Source organism: Chryseobacterium sp. UF-290 (assembly GCF_058245615.1).
The window spans coordinates 22452-46674 of record NZ_JBSICB010000012.1 but is presented as its reverse complement, the minus strand read 5'-3'; the positions used below and the strand labels follow the sequence as shown (position 1 = coordinate 46674).

21 protein-coding genes are annotated in these 24223 nt (G+C 35.8%); 9 read left to right on the top strand and 12 right to left on the bottom strand.

Annotated elements, in window-relative coordinates; translation table 11 throughout:
- Positions 1-125 precede the first annotated feature (125 nt).
- Together AC4IF5_RS14490 and AC4IF5_RS14485 are read right to left on the bottom strand one after the other, a co-directional pair.
- Positions 126-1187, bottom strand: a complete 1062-nt coding sequence (locus AC4IF5_RS14490; protein ID WP_490735686.1) for a tetratricopeptide repeat protein — start codon at positions 1185-1187, stop codon at positions 126-128.
- Between the two features lie 214 nt (positions 1188-1401).
- A complete protein-coding gene (locus tag AC4IF5_RS14485) occupies positions 1402-1797 on the bottom strand; it encodes a winged helix-turn-helix transcriptional regulator (protein ID WP_490735684.1) in 396 nt (131 codons plus the stop codon).
- A 111-nt stretch (positions 1798-1908) separates the two neighbouring features.
- Between AC4IF5_RS14485 and AC4IF5_RS14480 the strand changes: the two genes are divergently transcribed.
- Entirely contained in the window at positions 1909-2511 is a 603-nt protein-coding gene (locus tag AC4IF5_RS14480; protein ID WP_490735682.1) for an FMN-dependent NADH-azoreductase, read from the top strand.
- A 148-nt stretch (positions 2512-2659) separates the two neighbouring features.
- Here the strand turns inward: AC4IF5_RS14480 and AC4IF5_RS14475 are convergent, their stop codons facing one another.
- Entirely contained in the window at positions 2660-3994 is a 1335-nt protein-coding gene (locus AC4IF5_RS14475) for a dihydroorotase (RefSeq protein WP_490735680.1), read from the bottom strand.
- Between the two features lie 202 nt (positions 3995-4196).
- Between AC4IF5_RS14475 and AC4IF5_RS14470 the strand changes: the two genes are divergently transcribed.
- The 8 genes from AC4IF5_RS14470 to ribA all read left to right on the top strand — a co-directional run bounded on the left by AC4IF5_RS14470 (position 4197) and on the right by ribA (position 11267).
- Positions 4197-5651, top strand: a complete 1455-nt coding sequence (locus AC4IF5_RS14470) for a lipopolysaccharide biosynthesis protein (protein ID WP_490735679.1) — start codon at positions 4197-4199, stop codon at positions 5649-5651.
- A gap of 145 nt (positions 5652-5796) precedes the next feature.
- Positions 5797-6813: a sugar phosphate nucleotidyltransferase gene (locus tag AC4IF5_RS14465; protein WP_490735677.1), complete on the top strand. Its 1017-nt coding sequence runs from the start codon at positions 5797-5799 to the stop codon at positions 6811-6813.
- 106 nt (positions 6814-6919) lie between these two features.
- On the top strand, positions 6920-7765 hold the full coding sequence (gene lolB1 / locus AC4IF5_RS14460; RefSeq protein WP_490735675.1) for a lipoprotein insertase outer membrane protein LolB1: 846 nt from the start codon (positions 6920-6922) through the stop codon (positions 7763-7765).
- A complete protein-coding gene (locus AC4IF5_RS14455) occupies positions 7762-9324 on the top strand; it encodes a murein hydrolase activator EnvC family protein (protein ID WP_490735673.1) in 1563 nt (520 codons plus the stop codon). The genes lolB1 and AC4IF5_RS14455 overlap by 4 nt, the downstream gene beginning before the upstream one ends.
- Positions 9325-9355: 31 nt before the next feature.
- Positions 9356-9568 (top strand): Sec-independent protein translocase subunit TatA/TatB, encoded by a 213-nt coding sequence (locus tag AC4IF5_RS14450; RefSeq protein WP_490735671.1) that lies wholly within the window; start codon positions 9356-9358, stop codon positions 9566-9568.
- A gap of 15 nt (positions 9569-9583) precedes the next feature.
- The gene (locus AC4IF5_RS14445; RefSeq protein ID WP_490735670.1) at positions 9584-10195 is read left to right on the top strand and encodes a DUF4254 domain-containing protein; all 612 of its coding nucleotides are present in this window, start codon (positions 9584-9586) and stop codon (positions 10193-10195) included.
- Positions 10195-10653 (top strand): hypothetical protein, encoded by a 459-nt coding sequence (locus AC4IF5_RS14440; RefSeq protein WP_490735668.1) that lies wholly within the window; start codon positions 10195-10197, stop codon positions 10651-10653. Before AC4IF5_RS14445 ends, AC4IF5_RS14440 begins: the two co-directional genes overlap by 1 nt.
- A 17-nt stretch (positions 10654-10670) precedes the next feature.
- Complete coding sequence (gene ribA / locus AC4IF5_RS14435; RefSeq protein ID WP_490735667.1) at positions 10671-11267, top strand: GTP cyclohydrolase II; 597 nt, start codon at positions 10671-10673, stop codon at positions 11265-11267.
- Between the two features lie 348 nt (positions 11268-11615).
- Here ribA and AC4IF5_RS14430 read toward each other — a convergent pair whose 3' ends face one another.
- The 9 genes from AC4IF5_RS14430 to AC4IF5_RS14390 form a co-directional block, all read right to left on the bottom strand.
- Complete coding sequence (locus tag AC4IF5_RS14430) at positions 11616-12542, bottom strand: hypothetical protein (protein ID WP_490735665.1); 927 nt, start codon at positions 12540-12542, stop codon at positions 11616-11618.
- Positions 12543-12784: 242 nt separating this feature from the next.
- Positions 12785-13258 carry a hypothetical protein gene (locus AC4IF5_RS14425; RefSeq protein ID WP_490735664.1) on the bottom strand — a complete coding sequence of 158 codons (474 nt, stop codon included), beginning with the start codon at positions 13256-13258 and terminating at the stop codon, positions 12785-12787.
- Complete coding sequence (locus AC4IF5_RS14420; protein ID WP_490735662.1) at positions 13255-14037, bottom strand: hypothetical protein; 783 nt, start codon at positions 14035-14037, stop codon at positions 13255-13257. Before AC4IF5_RS14420 ends, AC4IF5_RS14425 begins: the two co-directional genes overlap by 4 nt.
- Before the next feature lie 63 nt (positions 14038-14100).
- Positions 14101-14691: a hypothetical protein gene (locus AC4IF5_RS14415; protein ID WP_490735661.1), complete on the bottom strand. Its 591-nt coding sequence runs from the start codon at positions 14689-14691 to the stop codon at positions 14101-14103.
- Positions 14688-15581 (bottom strand): hypothetical protein, encoded by an 894-nt coding sequence (locus tag AC4IF5_RS14410; protein ID WP_490735659.1) that lies wholly within the window; start codon positions 15579-15581, stop codon positions 14688-14690. Before AC4IF5_RS14410 ends, AC4IF5_RS14415 begins: the two co-directional genes overlap by 4 nt.
- 107 nt (positions 15582-15688) lie before the next feature.
- Positions 15689-16324, bottom strand: a complete 636-nt coding sequence (locus tag AC4IF5_RS14405; RefSeq protein ID WP_490735657.1) for a hypothetical protein — start codon at positions 16322-16324, stop codon at positions 15689-15691.
- Positions 16321-17109 carry a hypothetical protein gene (locus tag AC4IF5_RS14400; protein ID WP_490735655.1) on the bottom strand — a complete coding sequence of 263 codons (789 nt, stop codon included), beginning with the start codon at positions 17107-17109 and terminating at the stop codon, positions 16321-16323. Before AC4IF5_RS14400 ends, AC4IF5_RS14405 begins: the two co-directional genes overlap by 4 nt.
- A 21-nt stretch (positions 17110-17130) precedes the next feature.
- The gene (locus AC4IF5_RS14395; protein ID WP_490735653.1) at positions 17131-17703 is read right to left on the bottom strand and encodes a hypothetical protein; all 573 of its coding nucleotides are present in this window, start codon (positions 17701-17703) and stop codon (positions 17131-17133) included.
- Between the two features lie 3 nt (positions 17704-17706).
- Positions 17707-24213: an RHS repeat-associated core domain-containing protein gene (locus AC4IF5_RS14390; protein ID WP_490735652.1), complete on the bottom strand. Its 6507-nt coding sequence runs from the start codon at positions 24211-24213 to the stop codon at positions 17707-17709.
- Positions 24214-24223: the final 10 nt, after the last annotated feature.

Below are 24223 nucleotides of genomic sequence, written 5' to 3'. Positions count from 1 at the left end.
GTGTCATTCTGAATGAAATGCAATGAATGAAGAATCTCAAACAACTGATCTTCAATAAGATTCTTCCTTCGTCAGAATGACAAAAGCCGAATTATTTGACTTTTTGAGATAGCCTCCTACTAAATCTATTGTTTTTCTGAACACTTTTCTTTAAATAATTTGGTTCCTTCAGTTTGTTCCAGATCTTTTAACTTCCTTAATGCTGTGCATGCTACATCGACGTTATTCAGGGCTAATGAAATTGATGCCACATTATACAATGCTTCAGTATTTGTATTATCATCCTCATGCGCTTTATTGAAAAAGTAGATTGCATTCTCAAATTTTTGTTTGTTGGTAGCTTCCACTCCTTTATTGAAATTCTCTGCAGAAGCATATTTATTTTTTATATTGATTCCAATCCGCTTACCTTCTTCACCAGAAAAAATCCTATTAAAAAACCCTATATTACCATAACCATCTTCAGCTTTACTTTTGAAACGATAAGGAATAATGATTGTTTCAAAGTTCTCAAATCCTGTTATATCCCATACTTTATAGTTCTGTTGTAAAGTCGTTTTGAATAAATCAAGACTTTTCCGACTATTTTTATTCTGATTTATATTGTCTATTTTCAATCCAATTTCCTGTTTTTTAGGGAAAATTCTGATTTCTCCGTCCACAGTAAAATCGTGAGTATATTTTTTGTCTATGTAGGTACTTAGCAGTTCACTAATGATGTTTTTTGTCAACGTCGGTGTTACATTTCGGGAAGTAATCACAATAGAATCACCTATTGTTTTATCGGTAAAATCTTTTATAAGGACAGAAGTTTTTACAAACCACATCTTTCTTATCTTATCTGGAAAAGTTATCCCATCCGTTTTCTGTATAACAATTAATGAATCAGATGTTAGTTTTTCAACCTGATAAGCAGACTTATCGGAAAACCGAATCAAATTCTTCTCAAATTTTAAATCTATACATTTTGTCCTCTCTACAGCCCAAGGATCAATATGCTCACACATCTTGTTTCCGTTAAATTTCCACACCAAAAATCCGTATGATCCTGTTGATAAATCCCGACTACCATCAAGCATTTTAGATTTCACTTTTGTCCACGATGAGTTTGATAGTAGCTGTGTATTTATTTGTGAACTAAGTTGTGAAGAAACTGATAATAATAAGATCAAAAAAAACTTATACATAAATATTGGTTATTATTTTTTAAGTACAAAACTACATAAATTAAACTATGTGTAAATTTTAAAAAGCCCAAAAATCATTAAACTCAATCATTTGCTAAATCCGTATGATCTACGGGAAGAATTAAAAAACGGCCTAATAATTTTTATTTAGAATTGAATTGTTAAGTTCAGGCTAGCCCCACAATTGAGAGCTTTAAAATAACAAAAGCTAAACCTAAGAAGTAGTCGTATTATTAAACATATCTTCCTGAATATTCCTTTTGTGTTTCTGCCCCCAATCTGACAGAGATAATATCACATTTTTAAGCGTTTTGCTATAGTCCGTGGAAATATATTCCACAATGACCGGCATATGTTCTGTGTGAACAACTCTTTTCACAAAGCCATTCAATTCCAGATCTTTTAATTCGTTGGACAGAACTCTTGCTGAGATCCCTCCTATTGTTCTTTGCAGTTCATTGAAACGGACATTTCCTAATTCCTGTAAAACGATAATGATTTTCAGTTTCCATTTTCCTCCTATTACATAAATCGCATCTTCAACAGCAGAGAGACTTTTTCCGCAATTTTCTTTACAAATACCTTCTTCGGTTTCGATTGAATTTTCCATACAATAAATTTAAACAGCTAACTAAAAAGTTACTACTAACCTTTTATTCACTACTAACTTTTGATAAGCTAATATACATAATTTTGCTGAAGAAATTTAAATTTTACATTTATGAAAAATATCCTTCATATCATTTCAAGTCCAAGAAAAGAAGTTTCTGCAAGCAGAAAATTAGGAAACGCAATTGTAGAAAAAATCAGGAATAAATATCCTGACAGCACTGTAAAAGAACGTGATCTGACGACAAATCCAGTTCCTCATCTGGAAGAAACACACATCAATTCGTTTTTTACTCCGGCAGAAAACCGTTCTTCAGAACAGAAAACCATTAATGAATATTCTGAAAAGCTGATCAATGAGCTGAGAGAGGCTGATATCATTGTTCTTGATTCGCCATTGTACAATTTTTCCATCCCCTCTACACTTCGTGCTTATTTTGACTATACGTCGAGAGCGGGCTATACTTTCAGCTACAGTGAGAGCGGTCCTACAGGATTGTTGAAAGACAAAAAATTATATATTGCCTTTTCTTCCGGTAATATTTATTCTGAAGGGCCCTACCAGGAATACGACTTTAATGTACCTTACATCAAAGGAATTTTCAATTTCTATGGAGTCACAGACATCAGCGTTTTCCGGGCAGAAGGACTCGCTATTCCCGGAATTCAGGAAACAGCTTTAGAAAAAGGAGTTGAAAGTATTGTGATTGATTAAAGCTGATAACATGATGAGATATAAGATTCAAAGCATTTAAGCTTGCCAGTTATCTTATCAAAGATTCCTGTGGAATTTTGCCATTCCGGAAGAATAGAATATTTTCCATCGTTTCTTCCGGAATGCAAAATTTATGTATAAATAATTTTTAATTTACCTCAAACAACAATCTTTCTCCAAATCTTCCTTCGGATACATTTCCGTTCTCATACACCAGATGTCCGTTTACAAAAGTATGGGTAACTTGAGAATGAAAGTTCATTCCTTCTAATGGGCTCCAGCCACATTTGTACAATATATTTTCTTTGGCAACCGTCCAGTCCGCATTCAGATCTACCAGAACAAGATCTGCTTTATATCCTTCTTTCACGAAGCCTCTCTTTTCTACTCTGAACAGGATCGCAGGATTGTGACACATCTTTTCAACGATTTTTTCAAGAGATATTTTACCGTTTTTATAATTTTCAAGCATCACAACCAATGAATGCTGTACCAACGGTGCCCCTGACGGACATTTTGTATACACATTGTTCTTTTCTTCCGCAGTATGAGGAGCATGGTCCGTAGCGATAACATCAATTCTGTCATCCAAAAGTGCCTCCCAAAGTCCATCCTTATCTTTTTGAGTTTTTACAGCAGGGTTCCATTTAATCAATCCACCTTTTGTTTCATAATCTTCATTGGTAAAGGTCAAATGATGGACACATACCTCAGCAGTAATTTTTTTATCCTTTAAGGGAACATCATTTCTGAAAAGCTCCATTTCCTTCGCAGTGGAAAGATGAAAAACATGAAGTCTCGCCCCTGTTTTCCGGGCAAGCTCAATCGCCTTGGAAGATGATTTATAACAAGCCTCTTCACTTCTGATCAGATGATGGAACTTTACCGGAATATCTTCTCCATATTGATCCAAATACTTTTGAGTATTCGCTCTGATGGTTGCTTCATCTTCACAGTGAACGGCAATCAGCATTTTGGTATTGCTGAAAATATTTTCCAGCGTATCAGGATTATCCACCAGCATATTTCCTGTAGAGGAACCTAAGAATAATTTAATTCCAGGGACGTTTCTTGGATTGGTTTTTAAAACTTCTTCAAGATTATCATTAGTGCCTCCCATCATAAAGCCATAATTGGCATAAGCTTTCTGAGAAGCGATTTCATATTTATCCGCCAGCAGCTCCTGAGTAACCGCATTCGGTACCGTATTGGGCTGATCGATAAAGCTGGTAATTCCACCGGCAATAGCTGCCCTTGATTCACTTTCGATATCTCCTTTGTGGGTAAGACCCGGTTCACGGAAATGCACCTGATCATCAATGACTCCCGGAAGAAGATATTTTCCCGAGCCGTTAATGATCTGATCTGCATCTTCAGAAATATCAGCACTTATTTTAGCAATTAAATTATCTTGTATCAAGACATCGCTTTCAAAGATCTTTCCTTCGTTGACGATGCTTACATTTTTGATAAGGATTTTCATTTTTTACGTAGAAATTAGATATTAGATCATGAGAAGTCAGAAAAGCTGGAGCTGTCAATTATAAGTAAAAATGTAACTACTAATTTCCAACTTCGGATATCTAACTTCTATAAAAAGCAAAATTAAGGTTTATGAATGAATTTTAATATCACGGATAACAAATCAATTTCTAAATATTTACATTTGCATAAAATTTTTCGAATTGTATAAGAAATTATTTGGGCAGACAGCGGTGTATGGACTCAGTTCTGTATTGGTCCGTATCTTCCCATTCATTATTGCACCAATCGTGACAAAAGCCTTCGGGCCGGCGGCTTCATCACCGTTTGTCGACTGGTATTCCATTGCAGGAGTTATTACCGTATTGCTTACCCATGGCATGGAAACTTCTTTCTTCCGGTTTGCCCAGGAAGAGAATATTGATAAAAAAACATTAATTTCTACCTGCTCGGTGAGTATCATCAGCATGGGTCTTATCTATCTTATTTTAGGATACGTTTTCAGGTTTCAGCTGGCAGAAGCTTTTGAAACCCCGGATCAGGTGAATTACCTGATCATCTTTCTCTTTATCCTTTCATTAGACGCCTTTTCTACCATCCCGTCAGCAATACTGAGGCTTCAGGGAAAACCTTTTAAATATATGCTTTCCAAAGTCGCAGGATCTTTAGTCTACTTTTTATTGGTCCTGTTCTTTATAAGATGGCTTCCTAATCATCCTGAAGGAATATTAGGCTTACAATACAATCCTGATTTTGGGGTAGGCTACGTTTTTGTGGCCAACCTTATCCAGAGTATCATTACTCTTTTAATCGTTGGAAAGGAATTTTTCAGTTTCAGCATTTCAAAGTTCGATTTCGGATTATGGAAAAGGATCATGAACTACTCATGGCCTGTAATGATCGCAGGGCTTGCAGGAATTGTCAACCAGACCCTGGACAGACAGTTCCTGAAATACTTACTTCCTGAAGACGAAGCACGCCACCAGATTGGAGTGTATGGAGCCGTTTATAAGATCGCAACATTTATTACGGTCTTCAGGCAGGCTTATCAGCTGGGAATCGAACCTTATTTCTTTTCAAGCTTTAAAAATAAAGACTCCTATAAAACCTATGCTGTACTGATGGACGTATTTGTCATTTGCAGCTGTATCATTTATATGGGATTAATGGTTAATCTTCAGTGGATCTCCGAAAAATATTTAAGGAACCCTCTTTATTATGAAGGAATTGAAATCATTCCATTTGTAATGCTTGGTGCTTTATTCTTAGGAATCTATCTGAATCTGTCCATTTGGTATAAGCTGTCAGATCAGACAAGAGTGGGATTGTACATTTCAGTAATAGGAGCATGTATTACTATTCTGATCAATTTTCTTTTCATTCCGCAATATGGATATTGGGCAAGTGCCATGGCTGCTCTGATTACATTCACGTCTATGATGATCATTTCCTATGTATGGGGGCAAAGGCAATACCCCATTCATTACAATACATGTAAAATAGTAATGTATTTAGGCTTTACCATTGCCTGTTCATTGATCTCTTTCTATTATTTCAGAACCAACTATCTGGTAGGAAATCTATTTCTGGTCCTGTTTCTGGGGCTGGTGGCCTTTAAAGAAAAAGCTATTATATCCAAAATTTTTAAAAGATCTTAGAACTTGGTCTCTCTTTTGCTAAACATAATACTTTAAAATAATGAAGATGCTAAGCATGATAAGTATTATGTCTTAAAGGGATTTTAAATTATTATATTTAGCAAAAAACAAATTACATTTAAACAAAAACATCTTTATATCATTTATGAAAATTATTGTCCCAATGGCTGGACGTGGATCCAGATTACGTCCTCATACACTGACAGTTCCAAAACCCCTTATTCCTATCGCCGGAAAACCTATCGTACAGAGATTAGTGGAGGATATAGCTAAGGTCGCTGGAGAAGAAATTGAAGAAGTAGCTTTTATCATCGGAGATTTTGGTCCTGAGATCGAGAGATCCCTTATTCAGATTGCTGAAAAGCTGGGAGCAAAAGGAAGTATATATTATCAGAATGATCCTCTTGGAACAGCTCACGCCATCAAGTGTGCAGAGCAGTCTATGCAGGGAGATGTGGTTATTGCTTTCGCGGATACGCTGTTCCGTGCGGATTTCCAATTGGATAAAAATTCAGACGGAGTGATCTGGGTGAAAAGTGTAGAAGATCCATCTGCATTTGGAGTGGTAAAGCTTGACAACTACGGTTTTATTACAGACTTTGTTGAAAAGCCGAAGACTTTCGTTTCAGATCTGGCCATCATTGGAATCTACTATTTCAACAGTGCTGAAAAACTGATGGATGAGATCAACTATATCATTGACAGTGACATTAAGAACGGAGGAGAATACCAGCTCACAACAGCCCTGGAAAATCTTAGAGCAAAAGGAGCCAAGTTTACTTTAGGCAAAGTAAATGACTGGATGGACTGTGGTAACAAGAATGCTACGGTAGAAACCAACAGTAAGATCCTTGAATATGAAAAAGAGGAAATGACACACTATCCTGCATCTGCAGTGATCGAAAATTCATTGATCATCCCTCCTTGCTTCATTGGAGAGAATGTAAAGGTGTCTAATTCTAAGGTAGGACCTGGCGTTTCACTGGGTAACAATACTACAGTGGTGAATTCCAATATCGAGAATTCCCTGATTCAGGAAAACACAAGGATCAATCACGGAAATCTGTCCAATTCTATGATCGGTAACTCTGCCCAATACTTCGGAGTTGCCAGAGAAATTTCTTTGGGAGACTATTCTGTTTTAGATTTCCTTTCTAAATAAGACTGTAAATTCTTTAATTTAAATAAGATATAATCAAACCACACAAAACATTTTGTGTGGTTTGGCGTTAATATTGCACGATTTTTTAAAATCAAAAGATAAATACATGAAAAATTGGATATCACTCTTTTTATTGCTTCTTGCATTATCATCCTGTAAGACCCGTACCGCTGTGAAAAATGATGCAGCCAACGCACGGGACAGTATTGCAACAGCAGAAGATAACGGAAATCCAAAAGATGTAAACGAACCGGTGAGAGACAAACTCACTTTCTATGAGCATGTATTGATCCCGCCAAAATTTGAACAGATCAAGATAGACAGTAAAGTAAGAGTAGAAACAGGAAGCTTTGTTCCTACCCTGGATGCAACCATTTATATTGAGAACGATAAAAAGGTCTGGATGAATCTGAGAGCCCTGTTCATCAATGCAGCCAGAGGAATTGCAACCCCTGAGGGTATAAAGGGACAGGATAAGATCAACAAAACCTATATTGATTCTGATTTTGATTATCTCAATAACTTACTTAATGTGAACTTCATTGATTACAAATCATTGGAAAAGATCCTGTTGGGGCGCACTTTCGTAAAAATCAGTGATTCACAGTTTACCTTAACTCAAAATGCACAGGGCTATAAAATGGTTTCCAACGTCAACCAGAAAATTGTCACTGATGAAAAGCAGAGGGAATATCAAATTGCTCTGCAGTATGATACCAATTACGATTTATTAACGGTCAGCTTAAAGGATATTTTGTCTTCTGATGAGCTGGAAATTTCTTACAGTGACTGGAATGAATTCAACGGAATCCGCCTTCCTAAAAATGTTAAAATAATTATAAAAGGTTCAAAATCTAGTCAAATTATACTGGAAAACACGAAATTTGACTTTTCGAGGATGGAAACACCTTATTCTGTACCATCCAGTTATAAGAAAATTGAGATTAAATGATTAAAAAATTTAGCTTTTTAATAGGTGTTTTAATGTTCGGACTGCACCAGGGACAGCAGAAAAAAGAACAATTGCAAAAACAGAATGCCGAACTTAAAAAACAAATTGCACAAATAAATACGGATTTAGCTAAAACAAGAAGCGAATCTAAACTTTCCATAGCCTATCTTACCAGCGTTAATCAAAAGTTAGTTTTAAGAGAAAAGGTCTACAATAACACTCAAAAAGAAAAGAGGTTTATTGAAGACGATATTTATCTGCGCCAGCTTGAGATCAACCGTCAGAACAGAGAATTGGCTGTTCTTAGAAAAAACTATGCTGATGTCCTTGTAAATGCATATAAAAACAAAGGGGTACAGAATAAAGTAACCTTTATTCTTTCTTCAAAGAATTTGGGAGAAGCGATACGAAGGGTGCAATATTTAAAGCAATATTCAGATTATCAGGATAAAAAAGCAGCAGAAATCACCAATGCTGCCAATCAGATCAAAAAAACAATCGCACAAAAACAAAACTCTGTAAAGGAAAAAGAAAGCCTTTTGATCAATCAGCAGAAAGACCTGGCTACGATCAATGCGGAGAGAGCACAGAAAGAGCAATTGGTCGCTGAATTTAAAAAGAACGAATCTAAACTTACTGCCGAGCTGAAACAAAAGCAGACACAGAATAAAATTATTGAAGGGCAGATCAGAGCGATCATTGCTGAAGAGATCAGAATAGCAAAAGCAGAGGAAGAAGCAAGAAAAAAAGCGGAAGCAGAAAAGATCCGTTTGGCTAAGCTTGCAGCAGAAAGAGAAAAAGCAAGAATTGAGGCGGAAGCCAAAGCAAGAGCGGAAGCCCTTGAAAGAGAAAGAATACTTGCAGAAGCAGAAGCCAAAAGAGCAGCTGAGCTGGCAGCAAAGAGAGCCGAAGAAGAAAGAAAACGTAACGAGGAAGCTGCAAGAACAGAAGCGAATGCCAGAGATGAAGCGAGAAAAGTTGCTGCTAAAAAAGCATCTGATGAAGCGGCTGTAAAAGCTAAAGAAGCGGCAGATAAATTAGCGGCGGCAAGAGCAGCAGAAGCAGCGCTTACCAAGAGAAAAGAAGAGGAGAAAAAAGCTGCTGAAACGAAGGCTATGACCAGCTATGGCGTTTCTACAGCATCCGGAAACAGCTTTGCTGACAACAGAGGAAGACTGGGCTATCCTGCAGACAGAGCCGGACAAATCACCCACCGTTTCGGAAGACAGCCTCACCCGGTATTCAAAAATATTACTGAAGAGAATAACGGGATTAAAATTTCCGTACCTTCAGGTACACGGGCAAAATCAGTATTCCCGGGATCAGTATCTTCAGTATTAGCCAATAATGACGGGACAAAGACCGTTATCATTAAACACGGAAGCTATTTTACGATCTATTCCAACTTAGGAAATGTAAGTGTCTCCAAAGGACAGCAGGTATCTTCAGGAACTCCGGTAGGTACAGTAGCCCAGGATTTTGACGGTGCTTATACCCTTGATTTCCAAGTATGGAACGGAAGTACACCAGTTGATCCATTAGGTTGGATTTCATATTAAAAAAAGTGTAACTTTGCAAAAATTTTAAGAGATGAATACACTAACAATACTTGCCTTATCTTGGCAGCATATCCTGATCGTAGCCATAATTTTGGTACTACTTTTTGGAGGAAAAAAAATTCCGGAACTTATGAGAGGAGTAGGTTCAGGAATCAAAGAATTTAAAGATGCGGTAAAAGAAGAAGACAAACCAGGTTCTGAAAACAAATCGTCTTCTGCCAACAATAATTCTTCAAGCAACTAAAATTCCTTAGAATTAATGAAATTTACTGAGACTGCATGGAAAGTCTTCAATCAATCTATTGAAGACTATCACGTGTCTGATGACGTTAACACTCTAATTAATAACCCGTTCGAAAAAGACAGTTTGGAACGAATTTTGTATGCAAAGAACTGGATTGATACCGTTCAATGGCATTTAGAAGATATAATTAGAGATGAAAATATTGATCCGGCTGAAGCTCTTCAACTCAAGAGAACAATAGACGCTTCCAATCAGAAAAGAACTGATCTGGTAGAATACATTGATAGCTGGTTCCTTACTAAGTTTGAAAATATAACTCCTAAACCTGAAGCAAAGATAAATACGGAAACTCCCGCTTGGGCAGTAGACAGACTATCAATACTTGCATTAAAGGTTTATCATATGTCATTAGAAGCCAATAGAGAATCCGCTTCTGAAGAGCACAGAAAAAGCTGCCAGGCAAAACTGGACGTACTGCTTACTCAGAAGGAAGATCTGTCAACTTCTATAGATCAGTTGCTTGCTGATATTGAAAACGGTAATGTTAAGATGAAGGTATACAAACAAATGAAAATGTATAACGATGAAAGTCTTAACCCAATCCTTTATCAAAAAGGGCAACAGTAATGAAAAGACTATTTTTTTTTGGAGTACTTATCATATTAACATCTTCCTGCGCAACGGAAAAATTTAACCTTTCTCCGCTGTCAAATAACTTTTATAGCGATACTAAAGGCTCTGATTCTGACCGGGATTCAAAAAAGAATTTTAATATCAATATCAAAGAAAATGTAAATGCTTCTGAAATTTCAAATATCATCTCCACCTTTCCCAAGTTTAAAAACAATGGACTGAATGAGGAGATAACAAGCTTGAAATACAGCCTTCAGAATTATTTATATGCTATTGATGCCAACAATTCTACAGGAAAGAAAAGAGCACTTAAAAGCTTCGAAAAATCATACAAAAAGATACAAAAGCAAAGACAAAGTCTAAACAAAGATGATGACGAAGTTCTCAACAGGTATTTGGTTCGTTTAAAGACCAATATCTCTGTCATAGAAGATGCTTTACCAGGAAGTTAAAACTAATTGAACTATCAATGATTAAAATTCAGGCGGAAGCCAATGTTCCTACAGAGCACGGCAATTTCCGAATGATCGCTTTCTCCGAAAATGAAAACGATTGGATGCCTCACATGGCCATCATCGCAGAAAATACAGATTTTACCCAACCTGTGAATGTTCGTTTCCATTCAGAATGTATCACCGGAGAAGTTTTCCATTCAAAAAAATGTGAATGCGGTCAGCAGCTTGATGCGGCTATGAAGTACATCCATGAAAACGGCGGAATTATTGTCTATCTCCGTCAGGAAGGAAGAAATATCGGTATCATCAATAAGCTGAAGGCTTACTCACTACAGGAAAAAGGTCTCGATACAGTACAGGCTAACCTTGAACTTGGACTTCCTGCTGACGACAGGAACTTTGGAGTAGCCATTGAGATCCTTAATCTGCTGGATGTAAAAGACATCAATCTTTTGACCAATAATCCTGAAAAGGTAAAATATGTAGTAGACAGCAATATTCACCTTAATGCAAGGATACCATTACAGATCCCGGCCAACGAAATAAGTAAAGGCTATCTGAAAACGAAACGAGATTTCTTCGGACACCTTTTGGACGACAATGATAATTAATAAAATAAATACTCAGAATGTTTTCTGAGTATTTATTTTATTAATTTCCATTCATCATCCTATCCTTCCTATCCATTTTAAGATATCAGGATCTGTTGATGGATCAACCTGAAGTTTGGCTATCGAAGAAATCTAAATCTGCTTCTGTTAGACTGTGAGATTTAGCCTTACTTAAAAAGTTTACAGTATAGCTCATTCCTTCAAGGAAATTTTTCCGGGTTATAAGATTTGATTTTATCCTTAACCCATTTTTTACTTTTTATAAGTTACCCCTATTATGAACCTAGAATATATTGGTAAGACTTACAATATACATCCTTAGAGCTGTTATGGCCTATGCTTTTACTTCTAAAATTTATCTGCAAGCTTTATAATTAATTTTTTGTCTTTCATTATAAACAATATCCAGATCCAAGCAGGCAATGCCAATATAAAGGATAAAATAATATTTTGATTAAATACTTCTTTTGCTATCTGGTTTGTTTGAAACACTGAGACGGCATGATGTATGTCATAACCCTCTTTTACCAATAAAATAATTACAGTTATAATGTTTGCAATAATTATGCTTATCATGCTTGTAAGAACAATAATATACTTTTTCGGTGCTCCTTGTTGCCCTTTGAAATAATTATATCCTAGATACCCCAGGGTTGTGATGATAAATGCCATTCCAGAAGCAAATCTTCCTAAATATACTGCAAGTAAGATCCAAAGGATAATCCCTGGAATTGAAAAAATAATTGATCCTAAAAATCCTGTTAAATAACTTTTTTCTTTTAAAAATGCTTCTCTTTCAATTTCGTAGAAACGAGTATTTGTCAGATTGAAACAAGAATCACAAAGTATTATACCAGTATCATCTAGGTTGTAATAGTTAATTTTTTGGTTTGTTCCACAGTCGTGACACTTATTTTGATCTGATATGTTTATTTTTTTGAAAAGATCGACCAAAAAATCGAACAAAGAATAAATAGTCTTAAGCTTAGTAAAAGTTACGTTTTCAGTGAATTGAAAAAAAATACTATTGTCCCTAATTTCAAAGTTTGAAAATTTTAATTTTCTTTTGTTTGTGACCAACTCTGTCTTGAGTTGTAACCTTTGTTCCTCTGTTAAGCTGTCGATTGTCACTGTTACAAATTTGAATTGAGGAGTACTTAATAAACTTGCGTCTGAAACGTTAAAAAAGTAACCTTTGTAAAGTCCAAATACACTGTCTTCTGTTTTATACCAACCAAGGTCTTGTGCTATTTTTTTTGCTTTTGGAAAAATCATATTTGTCTATTTTGATTTCTAGTTGTTCCGATAAAAACAGGCAGCATATTTTAATAATTTATCCTTTTTAAAGTTAAATAATATTCTTTACTATCCCCATTAAAATAAAAAACCACACTAGGACCAATTAATGCCTGTATAGCATACATGCCCACACTGATCAGCGTTCCTACTCCCCCAGATCACTGGAGCAATCCATATAGGGGGAGTTCTACTAACTATTCAAATTCTTTACTTCTTTCTTAAAAGTGTACATTTACCGATTCCGGTTCACTTACATTATGTATAATAACTTCACCTATCGTTTCTTCGATATTGATTATCCTCTTATATAATTTGTTATTAAAATTATCTTTATAATTAGAGTTATCAAAAATAAAATGCTGCCTTCTGCCGGATTTATACTTTATGATGATTTCAGATAAGCAACCACTATTTTTACATGATTTTATAAATTTCAAAGAATCATTTAAATTATATATTTTTTCATCGATAATCTTTTTCTTTATAAAATATAAGTCGTGACCGCTCATCATCAAACTATGCTTTCCTGGCTTTTTAAATCTTTTATCAAGAATATAAAAATTTCCAGATATATCATAAGTGATTTTATCACTTATATAAACAATTTCAGTAATGTCTTTTACTTTGAAGTTATTTTTTTCTTGATTACAACTCAACAAAGTCAAGAAAAATATGTATATAAAAAATTTCATACCTTAATTTCTAAAATTAACAATATTTTTATCGCATATGTCCAGTTAAATGGGCCTGGAAAATTTCCTCCATAATTATAGAATTGATTTAAAAATGCATCAAAATCATGCCCATTGGCTTTTAACAAATTAATAGTAAAATGATAAGCGGAAGATTCTGTATAATTTGAATATTGACTTCCATATTGTGCCATAAGTCCAATATACCTATGATAGGCATGGATATATTCATGACCAAAAACAGCCTTTTTAACTATATCACTTTGGATTCCTAAATTAGGAGCAATTAACACTGTTGTTTTTTCTCCTTGCAATAAAAACTCCCACCAGTTTTTATTTCTATTCGTCGTAAGTCCTAAAATATGACTACTCTCTTTTGGATTATTAGTCCAAATCTGTTTCCAAGGATGGGTGAGTCTTGTTCCTTGAGGAAGATTTTGGTCTGTTGCTAGTTTATATTCAGTATTTATTTTATCTGCTGAAGCCTGATAATCTCCTGTTGTCCTATTAAAATCATTTTGAACCTGTTGGTCGTTTGTATAATAATCACCAGTAATATTATCCGAAACATCATATCCGGCATTTTTTAGTTCCGAAGATGTTATTGTATCTGGAGTTTTTGATCTATAATATGCTACTGTTTTTGAAACGACCCAGCTAACACCAGCTACAGCACCTCCAATCACAGCACCCTTTATTACTCCTTCAAGGAAATTCTGTCTGGAAATAAGTGCTGTAACACCTCCTGTTCCTGCTCCTACGAAAGCGCTATTTCCCACAGATCCCCAGCTGAAAACCTGTCGCACTTATTAATAGTGCATTGAAAGGCTTTTACAAAAAAACTAAGGTTTCATTATCAAACTATCTCGAATTTCAAAGTCTTCCAAATATAATTTATAATCGTGATCATCAAACTCTAAATACTGATTGATAACACCCAAAAAAGGCTTTTGATTTAATAAATCCCTCATTTTGGGGATATATTGTTTATATATATTTTTATGACCAAAGTTGGTGTTTTTATCAATTAGAATATGATATAAGATTTCTTTTTTTTCATTACTCTTTAAATCAACTGTTGTAAATTCATACTTTGAATTATTATTATGAAAATAATTAAAATAACTTTTTTTCAAAATCATAGCAGATTTTACTGGTGAATATTTTTCAATATTGCAATAAATTACCCGTTCAACATGTTCTAAAATATTCTTTGAAGCTTTTTCATCAGTCTTATTATATAAAACAAAAGCCAATTGATTAGGTATTAAAATAGTTAAATCTTCCTTTGTTTTATTTGAAAATATTAAATAATATTCTTTTTTATTCAAATCATATTTATATTCTAATGTAACGGTATCTTTTATTACATTCTGTTTCTTTGAACAGGAGAATAAAAAAATCAATAGGAATATCAATGTATATTTTTTCATTTTGATTTATTAAAAAAGTTATTCATAATTTTAAGCATTAAATCCTTTTGGAACACATGTCCTGGACTTGCTGGTATTACTAGGTTTAAATTTACCAAAGGTAATTTATTAATTGGAAGATTTTCCCATCCTTTATACTTTAGAAACTTATCTTCCCATACAGATATTACCGCATGATGGTTTGTTAATTCATCCGGAAAAGATTTATATCCCCAAGTTTGAACAATCATATCAAATGAGCCTATACCTTTTGAAAAAAAAGTTCCATGCGTTAGCTCATGCCCTGTAGTTTTTACTAACTGTTGGTAAGATCTTGACGCATTTGGTGCAAAGACATATCGCATGTATTTATTTTTATAAAATGGTGTAGTAGTTGCCAATACTTCTTGCTTAGCACTATTCTTAAGAACTTTTCCATCAAAAGTATATCCACTATCTTTCATATATTGGGGTAAATCACTTGCGTCATGTAATGCCAGGACACTTGCATTAGTAGGTAAGGCTCCTTTATATTCTTCATTTATAACTTTTAAAATCCGTTTTGAACTATGTTCAACAGGCGTACCATAAATTCTTTCAGATTCTGTATCCAATACATCTACTGTCTGACCTTGGTAGTCATTAGGATTATTAAATAATCTACCAATCCCTTGACTTAATGCTGCTACTCCACCACCAATTACAGCTCCTTTTATTACCCCTTCAAGGAAATTTTTCCCGGTGATCAAAGCTGTAACACCACCTGTTCCTGCTCCTGCCAAAGCTCCATTGCCAACAGATCCCCAGAAGCCACTGGCACTGAAAACCTGTCCCAGACCTCCGGAGACCCCGCCGGTGACGGCCCCCATTAAAATCGCGTTGGCAAAGCCACCCCAGGACCAATTATTCATCACTAAGGCCTGTATAGCAGCCCGCACTGATCAGCGTTCCTACCGCTACTCCCCAGATCACAGGTGCCACCCATGTAAGGAAAAATCCTGTACCTAAATATTTTTTTTCAATTGGTTACATCTTTTTCTGAAAGCTTTAAATTTAAACTGTCCTTTATTACAGGCTGAGCTACAAACTTTACATTTCCAAAACTGAGCTTTGAAAATCTCCTTATATATTCCCCATCAGGAGAATCTCCTTTTAGAACTTGATCATAAGGATAATAATTTTGTTTAAATGTTGACGAATAACTCTTTTCAAAGAGTGGTAACATCGATTTAATAACTAAATCATATTTTAATTTTATCTTCGATTTGCTATTTAAATAAAAAGCCGAGTTTCCATCACTGAGTTTTATCTCTTTTATGAAGTCAGCCATACCCCTTTCAAAAAAATCATTGTCTCGAATACTATCTATTTTTTTTTGATAGAATTTTGAAGATTGATTAGGGGTTATTATAGCATATACATTTATAGGATAATCCCCTTCTTTCCCTCCCTGTGTGGAAAAACTTTTATAGTTTTTATCTCCAAATTCAAGAGTATTAGGTACTAAAAATACTATATTATCACTTGTATTATTTTCAAAACAAAGATATAGTTGACTATTATTCCTAATATATTTTAAGCTAAAAGTATTTTTCTTGTCTGTACAACTTAAAAATAAAATTCCAATTAATGAAGTAATTATAAGTTTTCTCATTTTAATGTGCTTTTAAGATAATTATTAAATATCGGTGCAATTTTATTTCTTATTGCATCTAAGCTTTTATCAAACAAAATACCCGTATTATAAGATTCTACACTTAATTTCAAATTTTCCCATTTTCTGAACTGTATATACTGTTCTTCCCATCTTGAAGTATAAAATTCATGGAGCGATTGTTTTTGATTAACTGCATTTGCTGTAGAAATTATATCAAAAAGTTGTGCATTATTTAAAATAGAATGAAATATTTCATGTCCCATTGTTAGGTCTAATTGTTCCAAACTTACAAATGCACCTCTAGGCAAGTATATCCGTTGCCAAACTGTTTTACCTTTATGAAGAACCCTTTCTGTCAATCCCCATACTTCTTTTTTATCAGAATTTACTATAAGATCTTTACTACTACCAAATGTATATCCTTCATCCCTTAAATATTTACTTAAATCACTAGTTTCATCAACTAATTTCCAGCTTCCTCTGATAAATTGATTCTTATAATGAGCATTTGAAACCTTTTTAACGGTATCAATATTAAATTCGGCTTTTGTTGGACCATTTAAGGTATTATTTTCATCAACAAGCATTTCATCGACCTGATATTCATATGAGTTATAAAATCTATTTAATGCCCAGCTAATCCCAGCAACAGCACCCCCAATAACAGCGCCTTTTATTACTCCTTCAAGGAAATTTTTCCCGGTGATCAGAGCTGTAACACCATCACTTCCTACTTCTGCTAAGGCTCCATTGCCAACAGCCCCCAGAAACACCATGTTCAAAACTAATATTTTTAAAAGTATCTATGGCAGGATAAATTGATTAGAATTAAAAATAAAATTTCCTGTAAAATATTTATATCCATTACAGCTAAGATTTTTTAAAAAATATAACTTTTTAACTTCGTTTATAGAATTTGAGGCCTCCATATCTCCTAAAAAAGACACGTATGGATTTTTTGAGGATTGAATTTTTAATACTCTCCCAGAAGTATAATTATTAATTTTAAACTTATAAACTTTATTTGAGTTTCCCTTCAGAAAAATAGGATATGGATAAAGTAACTCTTGACCATACTTGTTATATGTTCCAATGCAATTTAGTTTTTTGAAATTTAAACTATCATCATCATTTTTTTGAATAGGTATAAATTCAAAACCAAACGTATCATCACCTTCTGGTAAAATTTTGAATTGGCTATCATTAAGTTCAGGAATAAAATCTATATAATAGCTTATTTGATTAATATTAGTATATTTAACAATCAAAACTGAATCTTTTTTATTTAAAGAAAAGTCTACTAATATCTCTGCTTTCTTTTCGCAAGAAAAGGATACAAAAACTAATACTATTAATACATACACATTTTTTTTCATTCTTTAATATTTAAAGGGTTTTATTAATTTTTTTAGTAGGGCATCAAGCTGTGGTTTTGATGTATTTATATACCTCATTAATTCACTACTTTTTAAAGCTCTATTTATCCATTCTACATTCATCCAAGAATTAACTTTTTGTACTTCAATAGACATTTTCCTAATAGCAACATGTCCCCAATTGTCTAAAAACTCTTCACTTCCATATTTAGAAAAATTAGTGGAAATATGAGCTAATCCTGCGAGATTAGAATTATTTAAAACTACATGTCCTACCTCGTGAGTGATTGTATCAACAAATTGAGACTTAGAAATAAAAGCTCCTTTTGAGAGGTATATATCATTTAAAGGTGTAGTTACTCCAAGAGTATTGCCAATAGCAATTTTTCTATCTATTCCCCATAAATTTTCCCACCAGGTTTTTTTATAAAAGAGATTATTTTCTGCCAATCCATATCCTTCAGGAGTTTGAAGATATACATTCTCAACACCATAATTTCCTAATCCACCATAAGCTTCTTGAAATTCATGTACAGTACCATAAGAATATTTTAATTCATCAGTGGAAGCTCCATTGCTACTAATTGGGCTATCAGATATCTTATATTCATGATTACCCTTTGTGACAGTAGCTGCATCAATCATTTTGTTTATTCCCCATGAGATGGCAACCACACCACCTCCAATCACAGCTCCTTTTAAGACTCCTTCAAGGAAATTCTGTCCGGAAATAAGAGCCGTAACACCTCCACTTCCTGCTCCTGCCAAAGCTCCATTGCCAACAGACCCCCAGAAGCCACTGGCGCTGAAGACCTGTCCCAGACCTCCGGAGACCCCGCCGGTGACGGCCCCCATTAAAATCGCATTGGCAAAGCCACCCCAGGACCAATTATTCATCACTAAGGCCTGTATAGCATACATGCCCGCACTGATCAGCGTTCCTACTGCTACTCCCCAGATCACAGGTGCCACCCATGTAAGGAAAAATCCTGCGGCCCAGGCAAACTCTCCGCTTGGGTCATTAAACATCAGGGGATTATTCAATACATACCCATACTTGTTGTAATTCTGGGTATTGTAAGGATCCTGTATGTTTTCATCTGCATTTAAGAACCTTCTTAATAATGGGTCATATAGCCTTCCATTCATATGGATGATGCCTACCTCATAGAAATGCTCATGACTGGTATAGCCCCGGTCTGTCAGCAATCCACCAACCATTTCTATAAGTATTGCTATACTTGCTTTCCCTACAGCCAATTTGCTATTCCCAATCTGCAAGTGCGTTAAGTTACCCCACGCATCATAATGTCTTTGCTCAACCCTGTAGCCTTCTTCATTACTGATGGCCAGGATGCTTCCGATATAGTCCTTATGCAAAAATTTAAAAGATCCGCTACTCTCTTCAAAGTTCTTTACATATACAATATTGGATTCATACGGTGACCCGCCAATATAAATGAGGTGCTTTTCTTTTCCGGTAGCATTATCCTTCACCACTTCAAAACTTCCGTCTTCACTATAGAATTTCGTAAACATTCCTTCTCCGTCTGTACTGAAGTTCCCTCCATAGCTCACCCTTTGTCTCATAGCAGTCAGCCCGTACCGGAATGCCACATCTCCTTTTTCCCCATCAATGAATACCGGATCATTATTTTCATTGTAGACAATGCTCTGGATCAGGTCATTGTTATAGTTTTCAATTCCGGCTGTATTTAAGGTCATGCCTGTAGGCTGGTAAATCTTCGCGGCATTGTCAAACTTCATCGTACCCACCTGGTCATTCTCCATGATCCTGCCTTTTACATCATATATATTCCTGTTTAAAGAAGGCTTAAGTCCCGTTACCGGATCTGTCCAGTTGATCAACCTGTTATTATCATCATAGTCAAAATATTCTTCAATATATCCTGATGTTCTGCTCTTCAATTCATTTTTTACAGCATCAAATGAGTAAGAAAGCTGAAGGATATCTGGTTTAACAGCTGATGAATGATTGACACCTGTTAAAAATCCATTCGGATCATAAGCATTAGTAATCTCTGCAGCTCCTAATTTAGCTCTTAATGCCTGTCCTTTGGCATTAGTTTCTTTCAGCTCCCAAAGAACCTTTCCTGAGCTTTTATCCTTAACCTGATAGAGCTCACCGTTCCAGGGACTGTAGATATTTTCTACTGTAACTTTAGTAATCCCGCCTGAAGACTGTAATTCTTTTTCATAAGAAACAACCCTCCCTTTATCATCATAGATAATGCCTTTCTGTCTAAAAGATTTTCCATTGCTGCTCTCAGAAGAAGACAATAATCTTCCCAACTGATCATACGTAACATTGGCACTGTAGGCCTCACCTTGAGAAGTTCCGGATCTTCCGGTAAGCCTTCCTTTATTATCATACGTGAAATTAATTTCCTTTTCGGTAGAATTTCCATCTACTGATAGTTCAATTTGGTTGATAAGCTGCTCTAAACCATTATAATTATATTGTTTAAGGCCTTTCGGGCTTCTAACAATTCTTATTTTCCCAAAAACATCATAAACGTAAGTGTATTTCCCATTAGACGGATCATTGAATTCTGATTTCCTTCCCCAGGCATCATATTTTGTGGTCACCGTATTTTCAGCATATTGTGCCTTTACCTGCTCTCCGGCAGCATTGTAAGAAAATTTTATGGTCCCTCCTTTATCTGTAGAAGAGAGTATGTTTCCTAAAGCATCTGCTGTTTTGGAAGTAGTTCTTCCGTAGCCGTTAAGCTCCTTTACAGTCGTTATCAGTCCGGAAACAGAAGTCTCCATTATTTTACCATTAAATGCTGTAGCCGTTACTTTGGCTGGGAATACAGAGTCATCATAGACAACCGTATTCCACTGGCTGGCACTTTGCCCTTCAAAATAAGGTTCAGATTCTTTCACCTTCCTTCCCAGCGCATCATATTGGGTGTCTCTGGAAACAAACTGCCCCTGTCCGAAAGCTTTGGTGGAAGCTTTATATTCCTGGCCTAACCTGTTGGTATATTTCCGGGTGATATCCCCATCCGGATCATTTTGGGTAACGGTAATATTAGAATTGCTATCCCTGTCATACTGATAGGTGGTTGTTCCCTCCAGGTTGGTAGCAGAAGTTAATAGTTTACCCCATCCGTCGTAGGTATTTACCAGTGTATTCCCTAAGGGATCTGTCTGCTTTTTAACCAGTCCCCAATCGTTGTATTCAATAAGGGTTTCCAATCCTAAATGATCTGTTTTCTTTACCACAAACCTTCCCCTGGCATCATATTCTGTCGCAGCTGTCCGGGTTTGTGCATCTGCATTATTGGTGATTGTCTTCGAGGTAATATTCCCGAAACCATCATAGCTGTAGGTCTCCAGTACATAACCTAAATTATCCCGGCTCCAGGTTTTTAAAGTTTTAAGCAGGTTGTTTTCGTAAGCATATTCTTCTTTGGCGGATTGGGTATCTCCATAAGCCTGCACCGTTTCTGTCTTGGATTTAGGGCGGCCTATAAAATAATCCGCTCCTGCACCTGCCGGATTATGAATGTACTCAAATGTGGACGTAGTGATTCCATACCCGTTATTCACATTCGAAACGGTCTTTGAAGGAAGGTAATAATTCCCATAGGTAATAGAACTGCCTGTTATAGTACCACTAAGGAAGTCCTTGGTTTTAGTGCTTTTCGGAACAATAGCCGTCACAACTTTCGGTTTATCGGAATCAGCTACCGGAGCTGTCACCAGTTGTCCGTTTAATAGCTTATCGGTCTGGTAACTTGTAGATTTAAAGCTTAACAACTGTGTATTGTTCTCTGAAATATCGTCAGGGAAGATTTTGGATTCGTCTGCCGTTCTGATTGACCATTCCCTTACAGCAAGCCCTGTAAGGGGATCAATTTCTACCGCTGACCATATTTTAGTATTTTCAAATCCGTCAGCATACCATGAAGAGCGGGCGGTTTGCTGGTATCCTATTACCCCTCTTCCCTGCAGGTGTCCGGTCATTCCCCTGTATCTGAAATCCTGCTTTCTGCCTTCCTGTCTAAGCTGGGAAACGGCATAAGACTGATCCACCCTGCCTAAGGAAAAATAAGGGTAATATTCTTTTTTAACTTTTTTATAAAAAGCAGGAAGTGCTGTATTATCCGGTACCACCTCCAAATAATCTGCCGATGTTGTAATTCCGCTTTGGGTAATGGCTTTTACCTGTGAAAGCTTTCCTAAGGCAGAAGGTGATTTAAGCCTGTGTACCCGCTCTTTCCAGAATAAAAACACATCATAATAACTGTTATTGGCTTTAATCTGTGAAATTACCGGAGAGAATATGCTATATTCCTGCCAGTTAAGGGTTGAATAAGTATGTCCTCCCAACTTATTACTTTTAGAAAAATCCAGGCTTCCATCCCCCTGTGCCCCATTGGAGGTATACGTATAAATTTCATATCCAAAGGTTCTGTAATTGGAGCTTCCGTTCGGATTCTGCTGCCCTATGTTATTATAAGAATAGGTATGGATAATATCTGATTTTCCGTCCCTGTTGATATCTGAAGCCGTATAAAAATGACGGTAAATATTATAGCTTCCTGTTGATGCATTAGGCTTCCTGAATTTCAGAAAATTTGTTTTCAGAAAATTGGAGAATCCTTTCCCTGTCCCCATATAAAACCTCCAGTTATCCTGTTCTTGATGATCCGTAATGGGAACTGCAAAATCAAGGTTCCCATCCCCGTTAAAGTCTCCATATAACGTAGGGTCTTCCGGGTGCTGTCCTTCAGATAAGCTGCCTGTAAACTTTATTTTCTTCAGGTATTGGTTGGGACCTGTTTTGACAAATTCAAATACAGTATAGGCGTTATTGGCAACATTAATAATATCCACTTTTCCGTCTCCATTAATATCCCTGTATTGCTGCCTGGAATAAGAACTTTCATTAATTCCTACATCAATAGTATAGGTAGATACTGGATTATTAGCACTCTTTAAGTCAACAATAAAGTTTCCTCTTGTATAGATACTACAGTCATAAATAGAACATGGCGGAGGACGGTTAACAGTTCCATCAGCACTTCTATCGATGCAATTAGGGTCCTGTATCCATCTGCAAACCTCCTGTTTTAAAGTTAAAAAGATATCTGAAATACCATCTCCATTTATATCCCCTTCGTTCAGTGTAGGAATTGTAGTACAATCTATACTAGCGATACACCCAGATACATCATATACCTCCTTTTCAAAGACTTTTACAAAAGCATTATTTCTGAAAATATATCCTATCACCTTACCCTCCTCGTACTGAACGATCCCGTTTCCGTTGTGGATCTGCCCTTCTTCATCCAGCAGGGTGCTGACCACTTTTGCTTCGGTATTAAATGTTTTCCCTGTGGAGATATCCGTAAAAGTGTCATTAAACGCTCCGAGCTTTATCGTTCCATTATTCATCACGAAATCCAGGTAAGAGTCCCCGTTAAAGTCTCCGGTCAGCTTTACATTGTCAAAGTTATCTGTATTCGAATCGGCAAACTCTAAGCCGGGTTGTTCCGCAGGCGGATAAGTAAAAGTAACCGGGTTAGCAGCTATATTTTCAGCATTATATTCCGTTATTTTTTCAACAGTCTGGTAATTGGTTCCGTTTTTAAGGTAATCTACCTTATATCTTTTAAACTGGCTGCCATTGGAACTTACTTTAATTTCTGACAGAAGCTTATCCTGGATAAGTTGTATTCCCTGGACATAAGTCAGCTCTTTTAAATCCCTGTCTGTATAGGTGAATTCAATGGTATTAAAATGGGGGTTGCTTAAGGCCTCATTCCCACCCCAGGCAATGGAGGATATTCTAACAATTCCAGAACGTCTAAAACCTTCAAAACTTGAGGCAGACTCATAATTATAGGAAATATAATTTCCTTGCGCATCTTTCCACTTTACAATATTATATTCCAAAGGAGTTGTTATTTCAGGACCATATCTGGAACCTGCTATATAAGCTCCATACCAGGCTTGTGATCCATCTTCAAAAGAAACTTCAAAATGGGCAGGTCCAACAAACTGTCCATTAACAGGATAAGTTCCGACTGACTTAATTTTCACGTTGGAATATTTCTCCGTCTCATATTCAGCCCCGTCTTTCCCATATTCTCCTGATTTTAAGATCAATCGCTGTCCGTTAAAGCTATAGTAATCAGAATAATCCAACTGAATTCCTTTAGCTTCTCCATCCGTTTCAACCATTTTTCCGGTTCTTGATATAGAGGTAATTCCGGAAATATTCCAGCCATAGCCCGCAATCCCGTTTCCTGATCCACTGGTATAGATCAGGTTCACTTGTGGTGCTACAGATTTCACCCCCGGAGGAAGAGCCACAGGTAAATTGAACTGTAATTGTCCTGCTGCACTCACTGCAATATTCCCTTTCGTATCGTGAAAACTTTGTGCCGATGCAGCCTGTGAAAATCCTAATATGAAAATACAGGATAACATAATAGATGAAAAGAAATTTCTTTTCTTTTTATAAAATTTCATGATTGTGTTT

What these genes read in the sequence shown, in the direction of transcription:
- AC4IF5_RS14490 (WP_490735686.1), bottom strand. Translation starts at nt 1,187, where the DNA reads ATGTATAAGTTTTTTTTGATCTTATTATTATCAGTTTCTTCACAACTT.
- AC4IF5_RS14395 (WP_490735653.1), bottom strand. Translation starts at nt 17,703, where the DNA reads ATGAAAAAAAATGTGTATGTATTAATAGTATTAGTTTTTGTATCCTTT.
- AC4IF5_RS14455 (WP_490735673.1), top strand. Translation starts at nt 7,762, where the DNA reads ATGATTAAAAAATTTAGCTTTTTAATAGGTGTTTTAATGTTCGGACTG.
- AC4IF5_RS14465 (WP_490735677.1), top strand. Translation starts at nt 5,797, where the DNA reads ATGAAAATTATTGTCCCAATGGCTGGACGTGGATCCAGATTACGTCCT.
- AC4IF5_RS14440 (WP_490735668.1), top strand. Translation starts at nt 10,195, where the DNA reads ATGAAAAGACTATTTTTTTTTGGAGTACTTATCATATTAACATCTTCC.
- AC4IF5_RS14390 (WP_490735652.1), bottom strand. Translation starts at nt 24,213, where the DNA reads ATGAAATTTTATAAAAAGAAAAGAAATTTCTTTTCATCTATTATGTTA.
- lolB1 (WP_490735675.1), top strand. Translation starts at nt 6,920, where the DNA reads ATGAAAAATTGGATATCACTCTTTTTATTGCTTCTTGCATTATCATCC.
- AC4IF5_RS14405 (WP_490735657.1), bottom strand. Translation starts at nt 16,324, where the DNA reads ATGAGAAAACTTATAATTACTTCATTAATTGGAATTTTATTTTTAAGT.
- AC4IF5_RS14425 (WP_490735664.1), bottom strand. Translation starts at nt 13,258, where the DNA reads ATGAAATTTTTTATATACATATTTTTCTTGACTTTGTTGAGTTGTAAT.
- AC4IF5_RS14475 (WP_490735680.1), bottom strand. Translation starts at nt 3,994, where the DNA reads ATGAAAATCCTTATCAAAAATGTAAGCATCGTCAACGAAGGAAAGATC.
- AC4IF5_RS14415 (WP_490735661.1), bottom strand. Translation starts at nt 14,691, where the DNA reads ATGAAAAAATATACATTGATATTCCTATTGATTTTTTTATTCTCCTGT.
- ribA (WP_490735667.1), top strand. Translation starts at nt 10,671, where the DNA reads ATGATTAAAATTCAGGCGGAAGCCAATGTTCCTACAGAGCACGGCAAT.
- AC4IF5_RS14445 (WP_490735670.1), top strand. Translation starts at nt 9,584, where the DNA reads ATGAAATTTACTGAGACTGCATGGAAAGTCTTCAATCAATCTATTGAA.
- AC4IF5_RS14410 (WP_490735659.1), bottom strand. Translation starts at nt 15,581, where the DNA reads ATGAATAATTGGTCCTGGGGTGGCTTTGCCAACGCGATTTTAATGGGG.
- AC4IF5_RS14450 (WP_490735671.1), top strand. Translation starts at nt 9,356, where the DNA reads ATGAATACACTAACAATACTTGCCTTATCTTGGCAGCATATCCTGATC.
- AC4IF5_RS14480 (WP_490735682.1), top strand. Translation starts at nt 1,909, where the DNA reads ATGAAAAATATCCTTCATATCATTTCAAGTCCAAGAAAAGAAGTTTCT.
- AC4IF5_RS14485 (WP_490735684.1), bottom strand. Translation starts at nt 1,797, where the DNA reads ATGGAAAATTCAATCGAAACCGAAGAAGGTATTTGTAAAGAAAATTGC.
- AC4IF5_RS14430 (WP_490735665.1), bottom strand. Translation starts at nt 12,542, where the DNA reads ATGATTTTTCCAAAAGCAAAAAAAATAGCACAAGACCTTGGTTGGTAT.